Annotated in this window: 22 protein-coding genes; 3 read left to right on the top strand and 19 right to left on the bottom strand. The window is 30.8% G+C overall.

Annotation, left to right across the window (positions count from 1 at the left end):
* Window positions 1-4: 4 nt before the first annotated feature.
* Window positions 5-271: a hypothetical protein gene (locus KA893_RS11035; RefSeq protein WP_030061495.1), complete on the bottom strand. Its 267-nt coding sequence runs from the start codon at window positions 269-271 to the stop codon at window positions 5-7.
* Window positions 272-784: 513 nt separating this feature from the next.
* Between KA893_RS11035 and KA893_RS11030 the strand changes: the two genes are divergently transcribed.
* From KA893_RS11030 to KA893_RS11020, 3 genes are all read left to right on the top strand, one after another.
* Window positions 785-928 (top strand): hypothetical protein, encoded by a 144-nt coding sequence (locus KA893_RS11030; protein WP_002360221.1) that lies wholly within the window; start codon window positions 785-787, stop codon window positions 926-928.
* A gap of 253 nt (window positions 929-1,181) precedes the next feature.
* Window positions 1,182-2,609 carry a chloramphenicol/florfenicol efflux MFS transporter FexA gene (gene fexA / locus KA893_RS11025; RefSeq protein ID WP_165624956.1) on the top strand — a complete coding sequence of 476 codons (1,428 nt, stop codon included), beginning with the start codon at window positions 1,182-1,184 and terminating at the stop codon, window positions 2,607-2,609.
* Between the two features lie 177 nt (window positions 2,610-2,786).
* Window positions 2,787-3,203 (top strand): NAD(P)H-dependent oxidoreductase, encoded by a 417-nt coding sequence (locus KA893_RS11020; RefSeq protein ID WP_031883923.1) that lies wholly within the window; start codon window positions 2,787-2,789, stop codon window positions 3,201-3,203.
* 282 nt (window positions 3,204-3,485) lie between these two features.
* Here the strand turns inward: KA893_RS11020 and KA893_RS11015 are convergent, their stop codons facing one another.
* The 18 genes from KA893_RS11015 to KA893_RS10930 form a co-directional block, all read right to left on the bottom strand.
* A complete protein-coding gene (locus KA893_RS11015) occupies window positions 3,486-3,851 on the bottom strand; it encodes a DUF6262 family protein (RefSeq protein WP_000619629.1) in 366 nt (121 codons plus the stop codon).
* 1 nt (window position 3,852) lies between these two features.
* Window positions 3,853-5,766, bottom strand: a complete 1,914-nt coding sequence (locus tag KA893_RS11010) for a tyrosine-type recombinase/integrase (protein ID WP_029658482.1) — start codon at window positions 5,764-5,766, stop codon at window positions 3,853-3,855.
* Between the two features lie 2 nt (window positions 5,767-5,768).
* A complete protein-coding gene (locus tag KA893_RS11005) occupies window positions 5,769-6,854 on the bottom strand; it encodes a tyrosine-type recombinase/integrase (RefSeq protein ID WP_031883924.1) in 1,086 nt (361 codons plus the stop codon).
* A gap of 127 nt (window positions 6,855-6,981) precedes the next feature.
* Complete coding sequence (locus tag KA893_RS11000) at window positions 6,982-7,599, bottom strand: hypothetical protein (protein ID WP_182094135.1); 618 nt, start codon at window positions 7,597-7,599, stop codon at window positions 6,982-6,984.
* 15 nt (window positions 7,600-7,614) lie between these two features.
* Window positions 7,615-8,238, bottom strand: a complete 624-nt coding sequence (locus KA893_RS10995) for a hypothetical protein (RefSeq protein ID WP_030061493.1) — start codon at window positions 8,236-8,238, stop codon at window positions 7,615-7,617.
* Between the two features lie 36 nt (window positions 8,239-8,274).
* Complete coding sequence (locus tag KA893_RS10990) at window positions 8,275-9,006, bottom strand: hypothetical protein (RefSeq protein WP_000869299.1); 732 nt, start codon at window positions 9,004-9,006, stop codon at window positions 8,275-8,277.
* Between the two features lie 56 nt (window positions 9,007-9,062).
* Window positions 9,063-9,458 carry a single-stranded DNA-binding protein gene (locus tag KA893_RS10985; RefSeq protein WP_000608969.1) on the bottom strand — a complete coding sequence of 132 codons (396 nt, stop codon included), beginning with the start codon at window positions 9,456-9,458 and terminating at the stop codon, window positions 9,063-9,065.
* A 16-nt stretch (window positions 9,459-9,474) separates the two neighbouring features.
* The gene (locus KA893_RS10980) at window positions 9,475-10,392 is read right to left on the bottom strand and encodes a conjugal transfer protein TrbL family protein (protein WP_030061488.1); all 918 of its coding nucleotides are present in this window, start codon (window positions 10,390-10,392) and stop codon (window positions 9,475-9,477) included.
* 77 nt (window positions 10,393-10,469) lie between these two features.
* The gene (locus KA893_RS10975) at window positions 10,470-12,116 is read right to left on the bottom strand and encodes a VirD4-like conjugal transfer protein, CD1115 family (protein ID WP_030061486.1); all 1,647 of its coding nucleotides are present in this window, start codon (window positions 12,114-12,116) and stop codon (window positions 10,470-10,472) included.
* Complete coding sequence (locus tag KA893_RS10970; RefSeq protein ID WP_000715271.1) at window positions 12,113-12,577, bottom strand: hypothetical protein; 465 nt, start codon at window positions 12,575-12,577, stop codon at window positions 12,113-12,115. Before KA893_RS10970 ends, KA893_RS10975 begins: the two co-directional genes overlap by 4 nt.
* 15 nt (window positions 12,578-12,592) lie before the next feature.
* The gene (gene topB / locus KA893_RS10965; protein ID WP_030061483.1) at window positions 12,593-14,695 is read right to left on the bottom strand and encodes a DNA topoisomerase III; all 2,103 of its coding nucleotides are present in this window, start codon (window positions 14,693-14,695) and stop codon (window positions 12,593-12,595) included.
* Between the two features lie 15 nt (window positions 14,696-14,710).
* A complete protein-coding gene (gene trsH / locus KA893_RS10960; protein ID WP_000735570.1) occupies window positions 14,711-15,196 on the bottom strand; it encodes a TrsH/TraH family protein in 486 nt (161 codons plus the stop codon).
* A gap of 9 nt (window positions 15,197-15,205) precedes the next feature.
* The gene (locus KA893_RS10955; protein WP_031921304.1) at window positions 15,206-16,282 is read right to left on the bottom strand and encodes a CHAP domain-containing protein; all 1,077 of its coding nucleotides are present in this window, start codon (window positions 16,280-16,282) and stop codon (window positions 15,206-15,208) included.
* 17 nt (window positions 16,283-16,299) lie between these two features.
* Window positions 16,300-17,580, bottom strand: coding sequence for a hypothetical protein (locus tag KA893_RS10950; RefSeq protein WP_030061477.1), 1,281 nt, complete (start codon window positions 17,578-17,580; stop codon window positions 16,300-16,302).
* An 11-nt stretch (window positions 17,581-17,591) separates the two neighbouring features.
* Window positions 17,592-19,604 carry a VirB4 family type IV secretion system protein gene (locus KA893_RS10945; protein ID WP_030061475.1) on the bottom strand — a complete coding sequence of 671 codons (2,013 nt, stop codon included), beginning with the start codon at window positions 19,602-19,604 and terminating at the stop codon, window positions 17,592-17,594.
* Between the two features lie 20 nt (window positions 19,605-19,624).
* On the bottom strand, window positions 19,625-20,308 hold the full coding sequence (trsD, locus tag KA893_RS10940) for a TrsD/TraD family conjugative transfer protein (RefSeq protein ID WP_030061473.1): 684 nt from the start codon (window positions 20,306-20,308) through the stop codon (window positions 19,625-19,627).
* A complete protein-coding gene (locus KA893_RS10935) occupies window positions 20,295-20,702 on the bottom strand; it encodes a hypothetical protein (RefSeq protein ID WP_030061471.1) in 408 nt (135 codons plus the stop codon). The genes trsD and KA893_RS10935 overlap by 14 nt, the downstream gene beginning before the upstream one ends.
* 58 nt (window positions 20,703-20,760) lie before the next feature.
* Window positions 20,761-21,078 carry a CagC family type IV secretion system protein gene (locus tag KA893_RS10930; protein ID WP_030061469.1) on the bottom strand — a complete coding sequence of 106 codons (318 nt, stop codon included), beginning with the start codon at window positions 21,076-21,078 and terminating at the stop codon, window positions 20,761-20,763.
* Between the last annotated feature and the right edge of the window lie 7 nt (window positions 21,079-21,085).

The following is a 21,085-nucleotide window of genomic DNA, read 5'->3' as shown; positions in this document are numbered from 1 at the left end:
ACAATTATACGGACTTTATCTGATTTTCTTTACTTTTAACAAATAACACAAAGTTTTTAGCGTCTACTTTTGATAAAGTTTGTTCATTATTAGATAGCTTATCAGCAATGCTTTTATAATCATTTTGCTGTATAAATTTTTCAAATTCTCTAATTTGTCCCTTAGCATTATTCAAACTGATTAAATAGTAAGCAATTCCAATAATTAGAAGTGTTATAACAAGAATAACACCAAATATTATGTATTTTCTTTTTTGATTTGTATAATCCATATGTTAAACCCCTATTAATAAAATAAGTATTAAAGAAATGAGTTACCCCACCTCTTTAATACTGTAGGCTGTATCTTATCAAGAGTAAATTACTAAAAATCCATTAACATCAATGTTTTTACTTTAAGAACATATATTTAACGTGTTAAATCAAATGAAAAAATACAATGTCATTATTAGATGACAATTGATTACGGTCAGAAGAATGTACCACAAATAAAAAAACTAATTCCTTTTTATTTTATCGAGGAATTAAGCTTTTGACCTGCAACAATCACGCCCAATTTCGGAATATCTATAATATGATTTCGATCTTAAATTATCTACTTTAACTGACGCTACCTGCTCGTTAAAGAAGACCTATTTAAAAAAGTTTATACTGCACCTGCCTTTATTATGTAAGTAAAAGTAGTAAAGCTTTAAATTGGTTTTCAAAAAAGTAGGGTTGATTATTTCTTTTTCATCAATTATTATTGTGTTATTATCACAATATGAGAAAGGAGGCAAAAAGTAATGGGAATTGATTTCATTAATGTCGAGTTTAGAAAGCATGTAAAAGTTTCAGGGGATTTAGGTACAACGGGATCAGTATGTCCTTTTTCACAAAAACAAAAAATGGAAACACTACCGGAAAACTTTTTGCCTCCTTTTATATAATGGGCAAAAATTTATGAATCTATTGCATTTGTAAAAATGCATACGAATGATTAGGCACCGGTTGTTAAACTGGTGCCTTTTTTTTGTTTGATCAGTTCAGTTAGTTTGGAGAACCGAATCTTTAATCATGCTGTAGAAATATGGTGAGTTCGTTGATTTGGTTTTACAATATAAATAGATATGAGGTGAGGTTTATGGTGAAAGCAGTGGATTTAGCCTCCTAAAATCACAATATATTTTAGGAGGAAATAAAATGAAAAAGGATAGTAAATCTAAAGAAATGATTCAATCTGAAAAAAGGGGTTCTACTAGGCTTTTAATGATGGTACTCTCCCTATCTGTACTTGTAGGTGCAATTACGGCTGATTCAGTCAATCCCGTACTTCCACTAATAAGCAAAGATTTAGAAGCTTCGAAATCTCAAGTGAGTTGGATAGTTAGTGGTATTGCACTTGTTCTTGCGATTGGAATTCCGATTTATGGTCGAATCTCAGACTTTTTTGAGTTACGAAAGCTATATATCTTTGCCATTATGATTCTGGCAAGTGGTAGTCTTTTATGTGCAATTGCCCCGAACCTCCCATTGTTGGTTTTGGGAAGAATGGTTCAGGGTGCTGGGATGTCCGCAATTCCAGTTCTATCAGTCATTGCAATTTCGAAGGTTTTCCCACAAGGAAAACGTGGGGGAGCTTTGGGAATTATCGCAGGAAGTATTGGTGTTGGAACTGCTGCTGGTCCAATATTTGGTGGAGTAGTTGGTCAATATTTAGGGTGGAATGCCTTGTTTTGGTTCACATTTTTGTTAGCCATTATGATTGTTATTGGTGCCTACTACGCGTTACCGACAATTAAACCGGCAGAATCCGTAGGAAGCAATAAGAACTTTGATTTCATTGGTGGTTTATTCCTCGGCCTCACAGTAGGATTACTCCTTTTTGGCATCACTCAAGGAGAAACTTCTGGTTTTTCTTCGTTCTCATCGTTAACTAGCCTAATTGGTTCTGTTGTAGCTTTGGTGGGATTTATTTGGAGAATTGTTACCGCAGAAAATCCATTTGTACCACCTGTCCTGTTCAATAACAAGGATTATGTCAATACGGTCATAATTGCATTTTTTTCGATGTTTGCTTATTTCGCTGTTCTTATGTTCGTCCCATTACTAGTCGTTGAGGTGAATGGACTCTCTTCTGGACAGGCTGGAATGATATTGTTGCCAGGTGGTGTGGCTGTTGCAATCTTATCTCCCTTCGTTGGCCGTCTTTCTGATCGATTTGGGGATAAACGTCTGATAATTACTGGGATGACTCTGATGGGGCTGTCTACCTTATTCTTGTCCACCTATGCATCTGGTGCTTCACCTCTGTTAGTTTCCGTGGGGGTCCTCGGAGTAGGGATTGCTTTTGCATTCACGAATTCTCCCGCAAATAACGCCGCAGTAAGTGCACTCGATGCAGACAAGGTTGGTGTCGGAATGGGGATTTTCCAAGGTGCTTTGTACCTTGGATCAGGAACTGGAGCAGGTATGATTGGAGCATTATTATCCGCTCGACGTGATGCTACTGAGCCGATAAATCCATTATATATATTGGACGCTATGTCCTACTCAGATGCGTTCCTTGCAGCTACAGGGGCAATACTCATTGCCTTAATAGCTGGATTAGGTTTAAAAAAGCGTGGGTAATAACTTAGTTATGTAAAGATTAGTTATTGTTTAGTTCATCTTCTATAGTTTAAGCTGTAAATAAATAGCTTAGGAATCACGCAAATTTGAATTTCTTAGAATAGAATACTTTTAAGTAACTCAACTTTCGTACACTGTTTTATTGGTGCGAAAGTTGAGTATGTTAAGGATGAAACAATGAAAACATTGGTGATCGTTTCTCACCCAGATATGCCAAATTCTCGAATCAATAAAGTTTGGGTAGAAAAAGCAGCGTCTTATTCAAACGAAATTACCATTCATGATCTTTATAGAGAGTATCCTGATTTTATTATGAATGTAAAAAGAGAGCAGGAATTAGTTGAAAATCATGATAATATTATTTTTCAATTTCCATTATATTGGTATAGTTCTCCTTCATTATTAAAAAAATGGATCGATGAAGTGATTATATATGGATGGGCTTACGGATCAAAGGGTAAAAGAATATTTTATAATCGAAAATTAGGATTAGCTATATCAGCTGGCGTAAAAAAAGGTGAATTTACAAGTATGGGTAAAAACAAGCATACATTAACCCAGATGTTAACACCATTCAAATCTTTATGTGCATAGATTCATGCTGAATATGTACCAGAGTTTGTACTTTACGGTGCTAATTCGGATATGAAGGGCGAAGAGATACAGAAAAGTGCTAATGAGTATTTGCAATATATTAAAAAGTATTATTTAAGAGCATAAAACACTTCTGCGATCATGCCAACAATACTAGAAGAAAGCCCATTTCCCCTTAACACATTTAGGGAAATGGGCTATTGAAGTTATTGAAGGTTTTAGCGATTTCATTTTAGGTAGCCAATTCAAAGTGCCCAATAAATTCCAAGAAACACAAATCTGCTAAAACAGCTTGCCATGTAATTTTTGAACTTGATCCTTTAACCGTTCATTCTCTTCTTCTAACGCCTTTATACGGCTTTTTAAGGTTTTTATTAATACGTCCTCTGAACGAGGGCTTTTACTAGGTTTACGGGGGGTTAACTCACTTATCTGCATCCCTCTTAATGTCTCCACTCTAGTTCTAATATCTTTTTGTTTGTAAAGCCATGACTTTGAAACATTTGCTTTTTGTGCAACGGAATTAAAATTAATCTTCTCTTCTTTCAATGCCATCTCTGAAATTGTCTTTTCAACCCTAATTCTTGTTTTCTCCGACTTGTCTTTAGCTAGCTGAACTATGGCAGTTGTGTTACCTTTTCTAATCATTTTAATTCGTCTCCTTTAACGAATGAATAATCTGTTCTAATCTATTTTTAACACGTTCATTGGTTTCAACCTGACGCTGCCATTGGTTTTGTTTAGCCCTATTTAGTATTTCTTTAGTTCGCTCTAAGTGCTCTTCATGTTCAGTAAGAAATTGTTTACTTGTACAGAAATTCGTACAATCTAAACATGCATTTGCGTGAGGACATGGTCCTGCAATTACTGGTAACCGACAATAGCCATTAGGAAGTGCCTGTGCATTGATATTCTTTTTAAACCATTGAAGATCTGTATTGTCAGCTTCAGTATTTTCCTCACTTAAATCCAGAATGCTACCGTTATTCGTTACTAAGGTTTCCTTAAATTTCGTAAATTCCTTCTTTAGGGTTTCATCAAAAATATGTGCATATCTTGCCGTCATTTCCGGTGATTCGTGACCCAAGAACTTCTGGACAATATGTTGTGGCACTCCGTTATTTATCATTCTAGTGCCAACTGTATGCCGAAAGGCATGAGCATGAAAACGAAAAATTTCTCCGTTGCTGTCCGTTATCTTTTCTTCATAAGCTAGTTCATTTAATTTAACCCTAAAGGTATCTTGTTTCAATGGTGAGCAATCTTTTCGGGGAAACACATATACACATCCATCATCGAGTTCATCAGCCACCCTTTGCTCTTGAACTAATATCAATGCAGCAATTTCTTTAGAAATAGGAATGATATGCTCTTTCTTCATTTTCCACTGATAATACTTTAAAAAGCAATCCCCTTCTTTATCGGTTATGACGCTCCCTTTTTTCAATGTACAAAGTTCACTGATACGCATCCCGCATTCTTGAAGTACCATAACCATTGTAGCAATATAAGGTTCCAATTTATCTAATTTCCCATTTAATTGTTCAAGTATATGTTCATCAATATAACGTGGTAGTGCCTTCGGCACTTTAGGGTAATCTTCTTGAAAGATAAGGATCTTAGAAGGTGTATCCTTCCAGTCATATCTTTGAATTGTAGTAAAAAAAACGTCTAAAGTAGATATTCGTCCAGTTACAGTACTGGGTTTTAAACCTTTTAAATTAATATAATTAAAATATTGCTCAATTTCATTTCTAGTTAATTGATGAATCCTTTGTATACCTTCACAATTTTTGTTCATGAAATTAAAAAATTCTTTTAATTTTGAAGCTATATCTACTACGTGAGAAAAGCTAGCTGTGTTTAACATTAGTTTACAATATCGCTTAACTATTTCTTTAAAATAATTATTCTTAAAACCCTTAAAGTTGATCGTATATTCGTAGGATGTTGGGTTTACCTTATCTTCCGGTAATGATAATTTTCTTCGATTCCAAACATCTTTTTCCCATTCTTCCCCATCAAAATAGAAGTCCTCATAGAATTCCATAAACTGCTTAAGATGAGTAACGTAATAGGAATTCGCATGTACAGTAACTTTCTGCTGATTTACATCAAGTTTGTAATTAGTAGTCGTAGTTTTTACTTTTTGTTCTGTTAAGTAGGTCCGGTATTCTGTCAAAGCTTTTTTTATAGGCACTTCGGTTATCGATGTAATATTAGGATATTTTAAATTTAAAAATCCCATCATCCGGCTTATCACTGTTCCCTTTCTAATCCAAACGGATTTTGCATTCCAAGCTCCATTATTCAAGTGAAGGTAATAAAAATATTTTAATTCTGTTTTCAACCAGACATTTTCCACCTTATCGAAATTTACCCAACGATTTCTTAGTGACGGATTCTTACTTAACTCAATTGCACTAGGATGCGGACAAATTCTTATATCCCATCTATCTGCTGCCCAATAACCTTTTAAAACACTTGTCATATTAGCTATTTTTTTATTAATCTCTGTACTAGCGATAAGCTTTCGATTAGTTGCTACACTTGGAAATTTCATTGTCATGTTTCTCTCCCTTGAAGATACTTTTTATATTCATTCTTCATATCTTGATCAGAAAGATGAACATACGTATCAAGTGTTGTTTGTACATGGGCATGCCCTAATCTTTTTTGTACATATGCAGCATCCCATCCACTTCTAATAAGCTCTGTGGCATGCGTATGACGTAATATATGGGCAGTGAAAGTAATCCCTGTCCGTTTTCCTAGTCTTCTTATTAAGTCTAATACACTTTGATATTTTAGAGGGTGGCCAAAATAAGAATCTTTAAGATTAATAAATATATAATCATGATCTAAATCTTCCCCATATTCATGTACTAAGTAATCGGTATATAATGCCATTAATTCCTTACTTACATCAATAGTTCTTTTTTTTTTAAGTTTAATATAAGCTCCATTTTCATTATGATCTCTTGGCCTGATGTTAATCTGGTTATCCCATGTTGAAATATCTTCAATACGAAGGGATAATGCTTCTCCTATCCGAAGTCCCCCTTCATACATAAGCATAATAAGTAACTTATCTCTTTTGGTATGACATGCCTCAATTATTGCTTTGACTTGTCCATGTTCTAATACTTGTACAAGTTTCTTTTTGACCCTAAGCTTTAAAATATTTTTTTTATAGGATCTACCTTTAGAAATATGGTGAAGAAACCCCTTAAAGTTTCTTCCTCTTGCTTCTTTAGACATATCTATAGCTTTAAAATTTTCTGTGCGATTTAAATACTCTAAGAAACTAGTTACAGCGTTAAGTATGGAATTAACTGATGTTTCCTCTCTTTTAGCCTTCTTTGGTTGTATATCTATTACCTTTAAATGCCCTGCTGGATTTCTTAACCATCCTACAAAGTTTGCTAAATCCTCAAATTGTAAATCTCCTAATTCGATTCTACTTTGGCTCATAAATTCATAAAACAGCTTGAGATGATAACAATATGTTTTAATGGTATTTGGAGCTTTGCCCGTATTATCCAAGTACTTTATAAATCGCTTAACCGGTTCTATCACTTCAAATTCTTTATCTAGCAGTATGTATAACGGATATGATTTTTCCTCCACAATTACTTTCTGAACCTTCATCTTTCCACCACCTTTAAATACTTTAACTACTATTAATAATACCCTTATATATTTAATAGTTAAAGCACTGTAATTAAAAAATCCTAAACTTCGAGTACTTAGAGTACTCTAGTTTAGGATACTATGTTTAATAATTGATATTGAATACTTTCTTGAATAAAGATTTAATAGGCTTTTCTTTTTTATTAGTTTCTAGAGTTTTAGGTTTATATACTAAAAGTGGTTCTCCATAATCCCCTTTTTTAGTAGTATCAAAGAATCCTAAGTCTTGATAATATAATTCATCTTTTAAATTAGTATCATAAAGAAATATAGGTATGAACAGTTTATCTGATAACTTTTCCAATTGATTTACCAGCATTGCCCCCATACCTTTTTTAAATGAATGTAAGGCCTCAACTTCTATTAATACACCATAATCTCTGATAATTTTTTCTAAATACTTATTTTCTGATCGCCCAGCTAACCTAAACTGAATAAATGCTGTAATATCAGTGTTGTATACCATATAAGAAGGGCTATCATTCTCTGGAAATTGTTGTATATGAATATAAAATTCTTTTTTAGGAAATATGTTTATCATTTTATTAGAGAAGTTACGACTAAACACATCTGTTTTATTATTAAAAGCCATACCAATAAAATGATTTCTAGTCTTGCTGTCGCTATGTTTTATAGAATCTTTGTATTCTTTTAATGGTAATAGTTTTCTATATCCTTCGTGGTCAAAATCTAAATTCCCCAAAAAACCCCTCCTACATTATTCGTTTTTGTTGTTATCTTTATCAAACCAAGATGTTATTTTATCTTTTATTTCATCTAACTTACTATTTACTTTATTCAATTCTTCTTTCATTTTACTATCATTACCATTTTCTTTAGCTGTCTGTGCATTGTCTAGCTGGTTTACTGTATCTTGATAATCATTTGCTACTTTTTCTGCCTTATCATCATTAGCATTATTCTTTAGATTATTAACTTCGTCTTTTAATTCTTGAAGTTTAGATTGTGTATCATCATTAGAATTTTCAATGCTTGTCTTTGTATCTTCAACTTTACTCTTTAATTCATCATCTTTTTGTTGAACGTATTGATCTGTATTATCTTGTTGTGCTTGATTATTACTTGATTCTTGTGTTTCATCATTATTACTACATGATTTCACACCTAAAGCCACTAAAAGAATTACTAAAATAATAATGATAAATCCAAACCATTTATTACGTCTTTTGTACTTTTTATTTCTTTGTTCTTCATACATTCTTTGTTGATGTTCATAGAACCTTCTTCTATTTTCTTCGTTGATGTCATAGTTATTTCTTGATTGTCTTTCTCTCTCTCTTTCTCTTTCATATTCTTCTCTATATTTGTCAGTTCTTTTCATAAATAAACCTCCATACACAGTAAAATATTTGAGCTATTAGCGTCTGCCAAATTCTAAATACCTTTTTAATCTATCACTTGTATTATGCTTTCTATAAAGTTTAGCAATTGCTTTTTGGTTAATTTCATATTTCTTTTTTAAGTTATTTTTTAATTTTAATACTCTACTTATAAAGTATTCTCTATCTACAGTGTATTGTCCGTTTTTATCCGTTTTTATGTTGCCCTCTTCGTCTTTTTCAAGTAGATATTCAACACGTTCTAAATTCTTGAAATCATTAAAATCTTTAATTACATTAAAGGCTCCCTCTAGTTCTAAAAGTGGGTTTAAATCTGCCTTTTTGCTTGTCCCTTCTGTTAATGGTTTTAAGCATTTATCAAATTGTCTTATTTTTAGAATTTCCTTCTTTAATACTCCACTAACTTCATAAAAGTGAATTAAATCTCTCACAGCGTCCCTGTAAGCCTCATACTTAACTTGAAAATTCTCAAATGAATCTTTCAATAATTTTATATCAGTATAACCATGTTCCATAGAATTCAATTGAACTTTCAATGATTCTAAAGGGTCTATATCTTCTATATTTGAACTTTGTCTATGTACACTATATTGAACATTAAAATTATTTCTCATAACTAAATAATTAGTGTTTCTAATACTACGCAATTCACTGTCGATAACATCTTTATATTCTTCTAGCGTATTTACTACATTATCAATTAAGTTTTTCTTTTCTTCTTCAAATCTAATTGTATTTGTTACTTTCATCTAAATCACTCCTATTTTTAAAAAAAGAACGTGTTTTCACACGTCCTTTTATAGTTTTAAAATGGTAAATCATCATCAGAAATAGATTTATCGTTGCTATTATCTTCTTCTGCTGGGCTTATAGCGTCATCTTCTGACACGTCATCTTTTTTGTTTTCTTTTTTGCTTTCTAAAAAGATAGTCTTTTCAACCAAACACCTAGACATATTAATATTATCCTTTTTATATGTTTCAGTTGAACCTTCAATTATAATTAGATTACCTTTACTTTGATAATCAACTAAACTTTCAGCTTGTTTTCCCCATACAACACAATTAATAAAATCTGTTCTATCATTATCAAACTGCCTAGGTACAGCTATGTTAAAGAAAACATAAGACTTATCATTTTTACTTTTTCTTAATTTTAAATCAGTTGCGATACGTCCACTATATATTACTTTGTTTATCATAATTTTCTTCCTTTCTTTATTTAGATAACATTTTTCTAACTAGAAGTTTTGCACCACTTCCAGCCATTCCAGTCGCCATTCGCCCACTTCCAGTAGAGTAAACCATTGATCTAATAAAGGAAGGCGATTTAACTGTAATAATAAAGAATCCTATACCTAATAATAATGTGCCTACGTCTAACTTTGCGCCAAAGAATAAATTTATTCCTCCAAAGAAAGTAAACACTTGTAATGGTAATTGAATACTAATTGCCAATAATTCGCGCCACCATACACCTACATAATTATTTTCATCTGCTAATAATGAAACTGCTACCAACGGGGCAACTACTTTCATTATTATTAAATCAGCTATCCTACTAACAAATTGGAAAATAAATATTACAGTAAATACTAAAATCAATAGAATAAATAGAATAAACATAATTTGACTACCTGCCATAGTCCCCATAGAACCTAGCATTTCTTTAAATCCGTCTTGACCTTTTTTTAAAGAACTCCATTCTTTAATAGTTTCTAAATAACTTTTTTGACCTACATCTAAAAATGCCCTAGTGGCTGCATAAGATAATTTAGTCATTATATCAACTAGCCATGGTAAAGCTGCCACCAATAACGAACTCGGTAATAATTGTGCTACATAATAACCTGGGCTTTCAGCGTTACCTTCTGCATTTTGTTTCATAACTTGAACCATTTTAAAAGCAAACACACATACTGCTATTGAAGTGATTAAGCTATTAACCAATATAGACGCATTTGAAATGTAATCACTTGAAATACTATTAGGGTCAATAAGTATTTTATCTAACAACCATATAAAGAACTTTAAAGGCTCATAAAATAGCGTATAAAGAAATTGAAATATAAAATTCATCATACCGTCTGCAATACCATTAGTTAGGTCTTTAACAGCGTCTTTAATCCAATCCATTCAACCACCTCAACTTTCATTACAAGTATAACAGATTTTACATTACATGTCATGTCATGTAATGTAAAATCCTACTTTTATTTAGCTTGTTTTTGTTTTAATTTTTCATAAAATGCCTTTTTAGAATCATTAATTTTTTGTTGCTCGTCTTTCTTATCTTCTTGTTGTTCTTCATTTTTGCTTTTACTCTCTTTTACTTCCTCATTTTGTTGTTCTTCTTGTGCTTGTTGTTCTTCCTCTAACTCTTTCTGTCTTTGTTCTTCTTTATATTCTTCTAGTTTTTGTTGTTTAATTTTCTCTTGTTTTTTATCCCATTCTTCTCTTAATCTATTATGCTTATCAATCATAGATTGGTTCTTTTTACGTTTATATTCATTTTGAGGTGCTATATATGTTTCAGTTAAATTAGGAAACATTTTGAAATATGCTAGCTTTTTAATGATTTTGGGATTTCTATTCTTGGTTATGAGAATAGCTTTGTCTTGTTGCATATTGCTTATTTCATCTTCATTTAGTAACGCCCTTCCAGTGTAACTCACGTTTTTATTTGATGATTTACTTCTGCTATCTTTACCACTAGAAGAACCTTCACTGCTTGTTTCAAACTCTACAGTGGCGTTACCTAATTCTTCTTTTATATATTTAGCTGTATCGTTATTTACATTACCTAAACATAAAATAACAGCATGGTTCCCTATAATAGCGTTTGCTTTATCTTTATTATACTTGTCTACAGCTTGTGAAATAGATTGAACAATTGTTGTTATACTAATACCATACTTACGACAAGTTGCTAAAGTTTCTTCATAGTCTGGTATTGCGCCGATATTTGGCCATTCGTCTAGTAAAAAATCTACTGGGACTGGAAGTCTAGCACCGTTTTCGTCCCCTAACCTATATAACTGTTGAAACATTTGAGAGAAGAATAAACTAGAAAGTGATTGAACAGTGTTCCCCAAAACCGGCAACATTACATATATAATAGTTTTTCTTAATCCTACATCTCGTAAATCAAAATCAGAATCGCTTGTGTAACTTCTAATTTCGTTATCAATGTAGTTTCGTAAATCGGCTACAAAGGTTAATATAATACTTGCTCTTGTTCTTCCTTCTGATACTGCAAAACCAAATTCATAGCTTTCTCTAGCTGGGTGGTCTTTAGGTAATTCATTAAAGCGATTATCTAATTCAACTGATCCTTCGTCATCATGATTAGGTTTATTGTTTTGAATAAATTTAATAATATTTCCTATAGTTCGTTTTTCGGGTTCAAATTCATATTTAGCATATAGCAATAATGAATTTAGTAATCCTACAGAAGATTTATACCATACATCTTTATTCATTTTAGAATCCCCAGCTGATTTAATAATTAATTCAGCTACAATTGAACAATCAGAATCTTTATCAATATAGTCAAAAAAGTTTTGTCTATCAGAGGCTAAAAAGTTTTTGAAATTTACAACTCTAACATCATAGCCTTGCATACGTTTAATATTAGCTGTTTTTTCGTAAACTTCGCCACTAGGGTCAGTTACAACTATTGATTGTTGATTTTTAACAATAACATTAGGTATAACATAGCCAGCCGATTTAAAAGAACCTGGCCCTCCTACTACAAATATATTTCTATTAGGGCATTTGGTATCAAAATCTTGTATCACTAAATTCTTTTTATTTATAGAAGTTGCTTTACTTTCTAATTCGCCTAAAAGTGTAGTCATTCCTTATCACTTCTTTCTTCTATTAATGATTTATCTAAACTGTTGTAAACATAGTTTGTAATGTCGTTTTCTTTCATTTTTTTATAATGACCTTCTGAAAACAATTCACTATCCTCAGCAAATTTAGCTGATCCATGAGAACCATGTTTAGCAATTTTATAATCTTGATTTTTTTCATTACCGTCTTTACTCTCAAATAATTGTTTTATTAGAATATATATACAAATAATTGTTGCTATTCCACCTATTACAAAAAACACTGTATTTTTATCAGTTATAAAACCAATAATAGTGCTTATTGGGTGTTTAGCTGGAGGGATAAACAACTGTGATATGTCGCTAAATATCTTTTGCTTATTGCTAGTATTACTTAGTGTGTTTAATGCGTATGCTAATATTTGCGCTAAATATATTAATACTAGCCAAATAATACCAGTTAAAATGAATATTCCTTTTTTCATTTTCTTATCCTCCTTTTAATCGAATGAAAACTGAACTTTGTTTTCTTTTGTTAGTATCAACTTACAATCAAATGACTTTCCACTTTTTTTAGATTTAAAGCCTTTTAATTTTTTAGTTGTCTTACTTTCACATAATGCTTTTACTACAGTTGGAGGTATACTCTTTTCTAACAGTTTTTTAGGAATCGTAAATTCACAACCGTTATTGTACTCTGTACAACCATAAAATCCTTTTCTATCTATTAAATAGCCATTATCACAAGCAGGGCATTTTGCGATATTGTTAGATGATACTTTCTCTTTGGCCACTTTTTGTATAATTTCTTTATTTTTAACTTCTTCGCTAATTGTCTTTTTTATCATTTCATTAATGGTATTTATAAATGAATCATCATCTTTTTCTCCTTTACTAATACCATTCAAATATTTTTCCCATTGTCCTGTTAAGTCTGGTTTTGAAAGTAAATGTCCTTCCAATAATAGACAAGCTAATATACCATTTTTAGTAATATAAATTTTGTTTTTTTGTACTTGAATATATTTATTCTTCTTCAAATTTTCTATAATGTCAGCTCTAGTTGCTGGTGTACCTAAACCTTTACTTTCTTTAAGTGTAGACTTTAATCCTTCATCTTCTAGTGTTTCTATAGGATTGGCCATTGCTTTTAATAATGTTTTTTCTGTATATCTTTTTGGAGGTGTCGTTTCTTTTTCTAGCAAATCTAATTCAATATCTACTTCTTCATTTTTTTCAAAATTAGGAATTGTTTCTTCGGAAGTTTTTTGTTTATTTAACAAAGCCTTAAATCCCTTATCTTGAATAATTTTACCTTTCACTTCAAAAATGAGCTTTTTAACAGCAATTTCTATAGTAGTCGTTTCATATTGCTCTTTATCCATAAAGTTCATGGCCACATTCTGTAATATACTTTTATAAACATTGATTTCTTCTTCTTTTAAATCTACTTTATTAAAATCATTTCCAGTTATTAATATTGCGTAATGATCTTCTATTTTAGTAGGATTAATCAAGCTGTTATTAGTTAATTCATTATTCAAATTAGTATTAGTTATTTCTTTTAAATAATCTATATTTTCTACTAACATTTCTTTTTCATCTTCTGTGATATATCTTGAATCAGTTCTAGGATATGTGATTAATTTCTTTTCATATAATGTCTGTGCGATTTCTAATGTTCGTTTCGCACTTATTTTATATTTATCATTCATATCTTCTTGTAAAGCTGATAAGTCATAAAATTTAGGTGGCATTGTATAGCCTATTTCTTTCTCAATATCAGTAACTATTCCTTTTTGTGTTAAATCTGTAATGTCATTATCAAACAAGAATTCGTGCAATTCATCTTCACTATCAAATTTGTTTTTTAACTCTGTTTTTACTTCTTGTTCATCTTTGTTAATAGTCGCTGAAACTTTATAAAACTTTTTGCCTTTAAAACCTTTGATGTTATTTTCTCTGTTGTAAACCATGTTTAATGTAGGACTAGATACTCTACCAATGTGAATAACACCGTCATTACCTAATTCTCGTGAAATTTTAGTAAAATGACGTGATAAGTTAATTCCTACTAACCAATCACTTAATTCTCTAGCCCTGCCCTCTTTGTAAAATCCATAAGTTTTTTCTTTAGGTAATATATTTTTAAAAGCCTTTCTTATACTACTTTCAACTTTAGAAGTAAGCCACAATCTTTTTATAGTAACTTTATCTGTTACTTTCAATTGATTTAAAATTTTATATGCTATATTTTCGCCTTCTCTAGCTGGGTCAGTAGCAATAATAACTTCATCAATCTTGTTTTCTTTAAATATATTTTTAATGTTGTTAAATTGATCTTTCGTTTTGTCAGATACTTTAAATTGAAAATCGTCTTTTTCTAACAATATAGGATATGTGCTAAAATTCTTATATTTTTCGTCATATTCTTGTGGTTCTTGCAATTCGACTAAATGACCAACTGCCCAAGTTAAAAAACCACTTACATTTAATTGTTCATCTGAAACTTCCATATACCCATTTTGTTTTTTCTTTTTTGCAAAAACAGTGCTTAAATCCATTGCTTGTGAAGGTTTTTCACATAGAATTAAAGTGTTCATAAGTATCCCCTCTTTCTATTCTTGATTCATACTTACTAAGTTTCTTTGTGTTAGTTCTTCGATATTATCTATCTTTTGTTTACCTTCTTCTTCTGTTAGTTGAATTTTGCCATATCTCATTGAGTAGTCAGAGTTTTTTTCTTTTTTGTTTGTGATTGAAAGTTTAATAGAATAAAGCACTTCATCATCATTATCTACGTCTTGATAAAGTTTAATGTCTTTAGTTTCCTTTTCTACACCTTTAGTTTGTGCTGATTGATTTTGCATTTCAGCTTGTTTTTGCATTTTTTCAGATAATATATCTTTCATATGCTTGTAACCTTTATAATCATCATTTTCATAACCATATTCAATTAGACCTTTTATCATATCGTTTCTTTCTTCTGTAGTGTCTACTGTTTTTTCTTCATTATCCTTTTTACTATTTTTCTCACTTTGATTTTGGCCACAACCAGCCAAAACCAAAGTGAATAAAATAACTATAGTTAATAATTTTTTCATATTCTCCACCTACTTATCATAAATAAATTGCATACGTTGTGTTTCTTCTTTTGTAAATTCTCTTGAACTTATTACTCCTTCGCCTTTTACGTTGGCCTCACTAACTATAATTCCACCGTCTTTTTTAACCTTTTCTACGAACATTATATGTCCGTATGGTGCTGGTGCACCAAAGTTACCAGGTTTTATAGAGGCTCCAGCGCCAGCTTTTGGTTTACTACCTACTTCCCAACCTTGTGCTTTTGCATTATCTCCCCAATCGCCACCATTACCCCATGTTAAAGGTACTGGTTTACCGATTTCTTTTCTACGTTGATGTACATACCATGTACATTGTCCCCATGGATATGATTGTCCGTTATATTTCGATTTATCGGGTTTAGGGAATTCGCCTTTAAAATCAAAGCCTTTACCGTCTGAACCTCCACCACTACTTTCAGTTGAACATTTGGCCTCTTCGCCACCGAATGACTTCATGATTTTTTTAACTGTAGGTACCCAGTTACTATTTAAGTCTGTCGGGTCATTGCTAGCGCCAACTGGTGCGTATTTTGGCCCGATTTTTTCGGGCGTTGTTAAACCTTTAGAAATATATAAGTCATATAAATTTTTTGCGCCTTTATCAAGTCCTTCTTCAATTGAAGGATAAACTTGTAAAGGTCCAGCCCCCATTATTGATAGAGGGTTTTTTTGTTTTGTTGCGTTTGGCCCTTTGCCCCACTCTGATTCAGAGGCTACAATTGCCATAAATAATTTTGGTGGTATTTTATTTTTTTTAGCAATTTTGACCATATCTTTAGCTTTACCTTCTAACGCACCACCTTTGGCATTTTTTTCAAAAGTAGAAATACCCGAACCGTCTACACTTCCACCAGTACACGCACCAGTTGCTGTTGATTCAGCCTCTTTCATTTTTTGGTCGCCACTCTCATTAATCTCTTTCGTGAAAGATCCTACAAGATAAGCAACCATTATAAAAATAAGAAGGAAAAAACCTATAACTATAGCTATTACTGGTTTTAATATTTTGGATAATGCTTTTTTCTTCATTAGCATTGTTATCCCTTTAGCAATAGCAGTCCACATGATACTTTACCTCCCTCTTATTTTTTCTCTAATTTCTCTATATCTTTTTGAATTTCTTTTTTCTTGTCTTTATCTTTTGTGTTGTCCTTTTCTTCTTTTAGTTGTTTGATTTTAGCTTTATTTATTTCTTCTTCAACTTCATCATCTTTTAGTTTTTTATTAATATCTTCAGCTGATTCAACATAACCTTCTTCGGCTGACGCTAAAGCCAAACGTTTGCTTTGTTCTTCGTAATTACCTGTTGAGCCTACACTAAATGCTGTTCCGTCTTTGTCTAAGATTTTCTTTTCTAGGCTCAAAGTATCGTTGTTTTCAAAGTTGTAAGCTAACTCTCTTATTTTATTTTGCTTACCTTCTTTATATAATTGTTCAATTACATAAGGTGTGTTTTTACTGCTTAATTCAATTAATTCTTCATATTTCTTTTCTTTTTTTAATGTTTTTTCAATATCTTTTTTGTTAAAGCTATCGTCATTTTTCATTCCTTTAACTGCTTGATCGACATTGCCATTATAAAGATTTTCATACACTTTACTTCTTTGTTCTTGCTTATCTGCTTGTGCTATTTTGCTATCTAATTCTTGTTGTTTTCCGTTTATAATCATAAATGAAATTAGGCTTATAACTATTGCAATACCAACAAAACCAAGTATTAAATTTCTAATGTATTTTTTTCGTGTTTCTCTATTGCGTTTTTCTTCATTCAGTAAATACTCTGTCTGTACTTGATTTAATTCATGTCTTACAATCTCTTTCAATTTTTCAAAAGTTTCTGCATTATTAACTTTATGGAAGAAATCATCTTTTTCTTTTGATAAAACTTCAAATTTATTGCGATAATACTTATCAAACGTGTATTGTGATAATGTACTCATTATTAACAATTTATACTGTTCTAAATTATTTATTTTAGGTTTAGGTAAATATTCATGCCCTTTAAATGCTATTTTTATATCCTCAATATTTTTAAAAAATAGGTTTGCTGGGTGCATAACAGTTATATTGTCCTTTAATGGATCAACTTTTAACACATAATCCATTAAAGATAATTTGAGTGCTTTGCTTTCTTTTTTTGCTGATAGGAAGGAATTATATTCATTGTCAGTGTTGTAAATGATATGAAAATAATCGCCTTCCTTTTGTAAATCTTTAACTTCAAAAAACAATTCATTAGGTTCTGTTAGGTCGTATCTAATTTCATCTATGTCTGATATATGGCATAAATCAACATTGATGATATATTCTAAGTGGTTATGTTTCCCTACTAACGTTCCTTCATTAAAATTTCTGATTTTCATGAGATTACCTCCTATTCATAAATCATTTCTGCTTGTCTTAATTCTTCTTCTAATTCTGCTAAATCAATATCTGATAATCCTAGTTGCTCTACATAATTCGGCTCTATGTCTGCTGATTCTTCATAAATCGTTTCATATAAATCTTTATTCCAAAGTCTTGTTTCTTCTCTATCTAAATCAATTCTTATAAATGCTCTTTGTGTTCCGTATAGTAGTAATGCCTCGCCCTTTTTCTTTTTAGTTAAATGAGATATTTCTTGATCGCTAAATTTCAATCCTAATTTATCAACAACATCATCAACGCCTACGTTATCCATTCCAAAGAAGAATTTAGTATGACTATTTTCAATAATAGCTGAACCTATTTCTTGTGATGTTCTAAGAATATCTTTTATTTGTTGAGTAGAGGCAATGGCACCACCACCATATTTTCTAATACGCTTATATGCTTGATAATAGAAATCTAAGCTATATTCATTTGTTGCTAAGAAGTGTAATTCATCAGTCATTAATACCGTTTCTGTTGTTCTATCTTTTGTAATTTCGTCCCATAAGAAACTAAATATATTTAAATATGCTGCACTTTGAACATCTTTTTCTGTTTGTAATGGTTTAAGGTTAAAAGTAACAATTTCATTATCTAACTTGATGTTTGTATAACCGTCAAAAATTGTAGTAGTACCATGTTCCATTGTGTAATCTTCTATGATAAGCGTTAAGTCCTTTAATACCTCATATTTTTCTGGGTCTAAGTCTTTTAGTTTGTTATATAATTCTGTTAAAGTTGGATAATCTTCGCTTTTGAAATCTGATAATTTCGCATTACCTTTAAAGCCTTTATCTTGATATAACTGTCTTAAAGTTGAAGATAATACAGATATTTCTGTTTGAGATATTTCATCTTTAAGAACTCTAAAGAAGGTTTTCAACTTCCCTATTTTAGAACGAACTAATGTGTCAATTTGACTTTCTTGTTCGTTGCTTTCCGTTAAAACATCTGATGTTGTTTCATTGTCTGTTTCATCTTCTTTTTCAAATACTTCTTCTGAAAATATTTCAAATGGATTAATTTTGATATTTGAACTTGTTGAAATATTTACAACTGTTCCACCGTAATATTTAGTTATATATGAAAATTCATCTTCGGGATCAATGATAAATTGTCTTATAGATTTTTTTACATTGTCTAAAATCATTCTCATGTTCAAAGTTGATTTACCTACACCACTTGTACCGATAATAGTCATATTTTTATTTAAAGTTTTTTCTTTGTTATTGAAATCAACTGCTACTAATGAATCTGTATTTTTGTTAATTCCAAAAACTGATGTATTAGGTGTTAAATCAATAATTTCTGAATCATCAAACATAAAGAAATGCCCTGCTGTTGCTGTATCCATATTTTGTTGTGTAAACGCTGATAAGAAGTTTCTATTTAACGGAAGAACTGTATGAAATGATTCTCTCATTGCGTTTGTAGGTGTATGTGTTTTAAGTCTTAATCTCGTTAAAGTACGCTTAACATCTTTTTCTAGCGCTTGTATCTTTTCGTATGAATCGCCATTTAACGTGATATACATATACATGTACATAAATCCTGTTTTTTCATCTAAAAATTTATCAAGTTGTTTTTTACTACTATCAATTTCTCTTTTAATTGTTGCATTTCGTTTCGGGTCTGTAGTACGCATTTGTTCTGCTTTTTTGTTTTTAATTGAGTTGTTTAAATGGTCAATCATTTTTTCAATATTTGCTGGTCTAATAAATTTCGTTATTTGGATATTTCCGTTTTTCTTTAGTAGATTTGATAAGTACGCCCCTTTTACTGATTGAGGGTAGTCAACTACTAATAAATTTTTAATATAGTTTTCGCCAGTTTCTATATGTGATTTTTTCTCTATCCAACTAAATGGATAAATACTATCCACTGAATCTGTATCTAATACTTCTGTTATCCTTTGAAAAGATTCATTGTAAATTTTGTTTGTTGCTTGTTCTTGTTTTCTCTTTTTTAAAATTGCCATATTCAAAAACTCCTTTCGTTCTAATTACTAAGATGATAATCGTTATATCCTTTATAATCATATAACGCATAAAACTGGTTTAAGTATTCGGTTTGGTATATAGGTCTAGTTTCTAAACCGTAATGTGAAAATGCTTGTTGTAATGCCTCTTTATTAAGATTTATCTTTTCATGTAGTCTGTTCACTGCATGATCTAATTGTGCTACCGTATTTTCTGTTATTTTTTCTGAGAAGAAAATATAATGTTTTTTTGTACTCATTTCGCCTTTTGCTAACTTTTCTTGTAAAAACAATATGCGACCAGCTATTAATTGGCCTCGTCTTGTTGGTTTGTTATCGTTATTTTTCATATCAAGTAATACTTGTCTATAAAGATTCTTTATATAGTTTTGTATGTTTACTGGTTCAGTAATAGTTTTAATCATTGGTTCATCATAAAGAATATTTGAAATAAAAGATGAATATTCTTCTAATAAATCATTTTGTTCAAATTTAGTTAATAACTCTGTATTTACACCAGTTATATTTAAACCTCCACTAATATAACCGTCTTTAGTAACAACATAATCTTTATAAAAACCAGCTATTAATGAATCATCTTGAATACTTTGATTCCGTCCGTCCCCTTTTATATATCTATTTATAATTTCAAATTGTTGTTCGTTATTTTTATTTTGTTTATTCTTTTTTTTAAACATCATCATCACCCAATCTTTCTTTACTTTTATAAAAGTAAACTTTTTGCCTTTTAGTAAATTGCTGTGATTGTTTCAAAATATCAATCATTCTTATATTTTCTTTTGTGCTAATTGGTCTAATTGTTAGCAATCCATATATTGTTAAGCCAAAAATCAAACCTACTATAAACACCATAAAACCAGTTACTAAGTTAAGTAATCCCATTAAAAACGTTACACTAAATGCAATTACTAAAAACAGTAAAAAAGGTATAAATACGATTGCTAACTCTTTACCATTTAAATTTAAAAATATTTTATAGCTAGCGTCTACATTACGAGGTATTATATTTTCTTTAACTTTCTTTTCTTCGCCTAACATATCAAGCATTATATCTTTAACTTGTTGCTCAACGGACATATAATCCACTCCTTTTAAAAGAAAAAGCTACATTACTAGAATGTAGCTTTTGTTGTGTTTATTGAAATAGGTTGTATACCCATGGAACCAACCAAACAAGTGCTGCACCAAGAGCTACACCAGCTAATGCCATTCCGACACCTCTAAACATTTCATTTTTTGTCATTGGATCGTCGATAGTCGGTAATTTTTTAATAACTATCCATACACCTGCACAGATACCAACAATAACAATAATACCAGTTAAGAAAGTTTGAATTTGTTGTAATCCTTGTTCAATTTTCGGACCAGGGTTAGCCGCCGCAAATGTTGGATTTGCTAAAATAAAACTTAAAAATGCTACGTAAACAGTTATTAAACTAATTTTTTTAATCATAATTAAT

Origin of the sequence: Staphylococcus sp. GDY8P126P (genome assembly GCF_017891965.1) — a bacterium.
Taxonomy (GTDB): domain Bacteria; phylum Bacillota; class Bacilli; order Staphylococcales; family Staphylococcaceae; genus Staphylococcus; species Staphylococcus saprophyticus.
Note: the sequence above shows the minus strand (reverse complement) of the source record. Positions and strands in the feature narration are given on the sequence as shown.

Coding starts and splice junctions, on each gene's coding strand:
- KA893_RS11035 (WP_030061495.1), bottom strand. CDS start 271: ATGGATTATACAAATCAAAAAAGAAAATACATAATATTTGGTGTTATT.
- KA893_RS11030 (WP_002360221.1), top strand. CDS start 785: ATGGGAATTGATTTCATTAATGTCGAGTTTAGAAAGCATGTAAAAGTT.
- fexA (WP_165624956.1), top strand. CDS start 1,182: ATGAAAAAGGATAGTAAATCTAAAGAAATGATTCAATCTGAAAAAAGG.
- KA893_RS11020 (WP_031883923.1), top strand. CDS start 2,787: ATGAAAACATTGGTGATCGTTTCTCACCCAGATATGCCAAATTCTCGA.
- KA893_RS11015 (WP_000619629.1), bottom strand. CDS start 3,851: ATGATTAGAAAAGGTAACACAACTGCCATAGTTCAGCTAGCTAAAGAC.
- KA893_RS11010 (WP_029658482.1), bottom strand. CDS start 5,766: ATGAAATTTCCAAGTGTAGCAACTAATCGAAAGCTTATCGCTAGTACA.
- KA893_RS11005 (WP_031883924.1), bottom strand. CDS start 6,854: ATGAAGGTTCAGAAAGTAATTGTGGAGGAAAAATCATATCCGTTATAC.
- KA893_RS10995 (WP_030061493.1), bottom strand. CDS start 8,238: ATGAAAAGAACTGACAAATATAGAGAAGAATATGAAAGAGAAAGAGAG.
- KA893_RS10990 (WP_000869299.1), bottom strand. CDS start 9,006: ATGAAAGTAACAAATACAATTAGATTTGAAGAAGAAAAGAAAAACTTA.
- KA893_RS10985 (WP_000608969.1), bottom strand. CDS start 9,458: ATGATAAACAAAGTAATATATAGTGGACGTATCGCAACTGATTTAAAA.
- KA893_RS10980 (WP_030061488.1), bottom strand. CDS start 10,392: ATGGATTGGATTAAAGACGCTGTTAAAGACCTAACTAATGGTATTGCA.
- KA893_RS10975 (WP_030061486.1), bottom strand. CDS start 12,116: ATGACTACACTTTTAGGCGAATTAGAAAGTAAAGCAACTTCTATAAAT.
- KA893_RS10970 (WP_000715271.1), bottom strand. CDS start 12,577: ATGAAAAAAGGAATATTCATTTTAACTGGTATTATTTGGCTAGTATTA.
- topB (WP_030061483.1), bottom strand. CDS start 14,695: ATGAACACTTTAATTCTATGTGAAAAACCTTCACAAGCAATGGATTTA.
- trsH (WP_000735570.1), bottom strand. CDS start 15,196: ATGAAAAAATTATTAACTATAGTTATTTTATTCACTTTGGTTTTGGCT.
- KA893_RS10955 (WP_031921304.1), bottom strand. CDS start 16,282: ATGTGGACTGCTATTGCTAAAGGGATAACAATGCTAATGAAGAAAAAA.
- KA893_RS10950 (WP_030061477.1), bottom strand. CDS start 17,580: ATGAAAATCAGAAATTTTAATGAAGGAACGTTAGTAGGGAAACATAAC.
- KA893_RS10945 (WP_030061475.1), bottom strand. CDS start 19,604: ATGGCAATTTTAAAAAAGAGAAAACAAGAACAAGCAACAAACAAAATT.
- trsD (WP_030061473.1), bottom strand. CDS start 20,308: ATGATGATGTTTAAAAAAAAGAATAAACAAAATAAAAATAACGAACAA.
- KA893_RS10935 (WP_030061471.1), bottom strand. CDS start 20,702: ATGTCCGTTGAGCAACAAGTTAAAGATATAATGCTTGATATGTTAGGC.
- KA893_RS10930 (WP_030061469.1), bottom strand. CDS start 21,078: ATGATTAAAAAAATTAGTTTAATAACTGTTTACGTAGCATTTTTAAGT.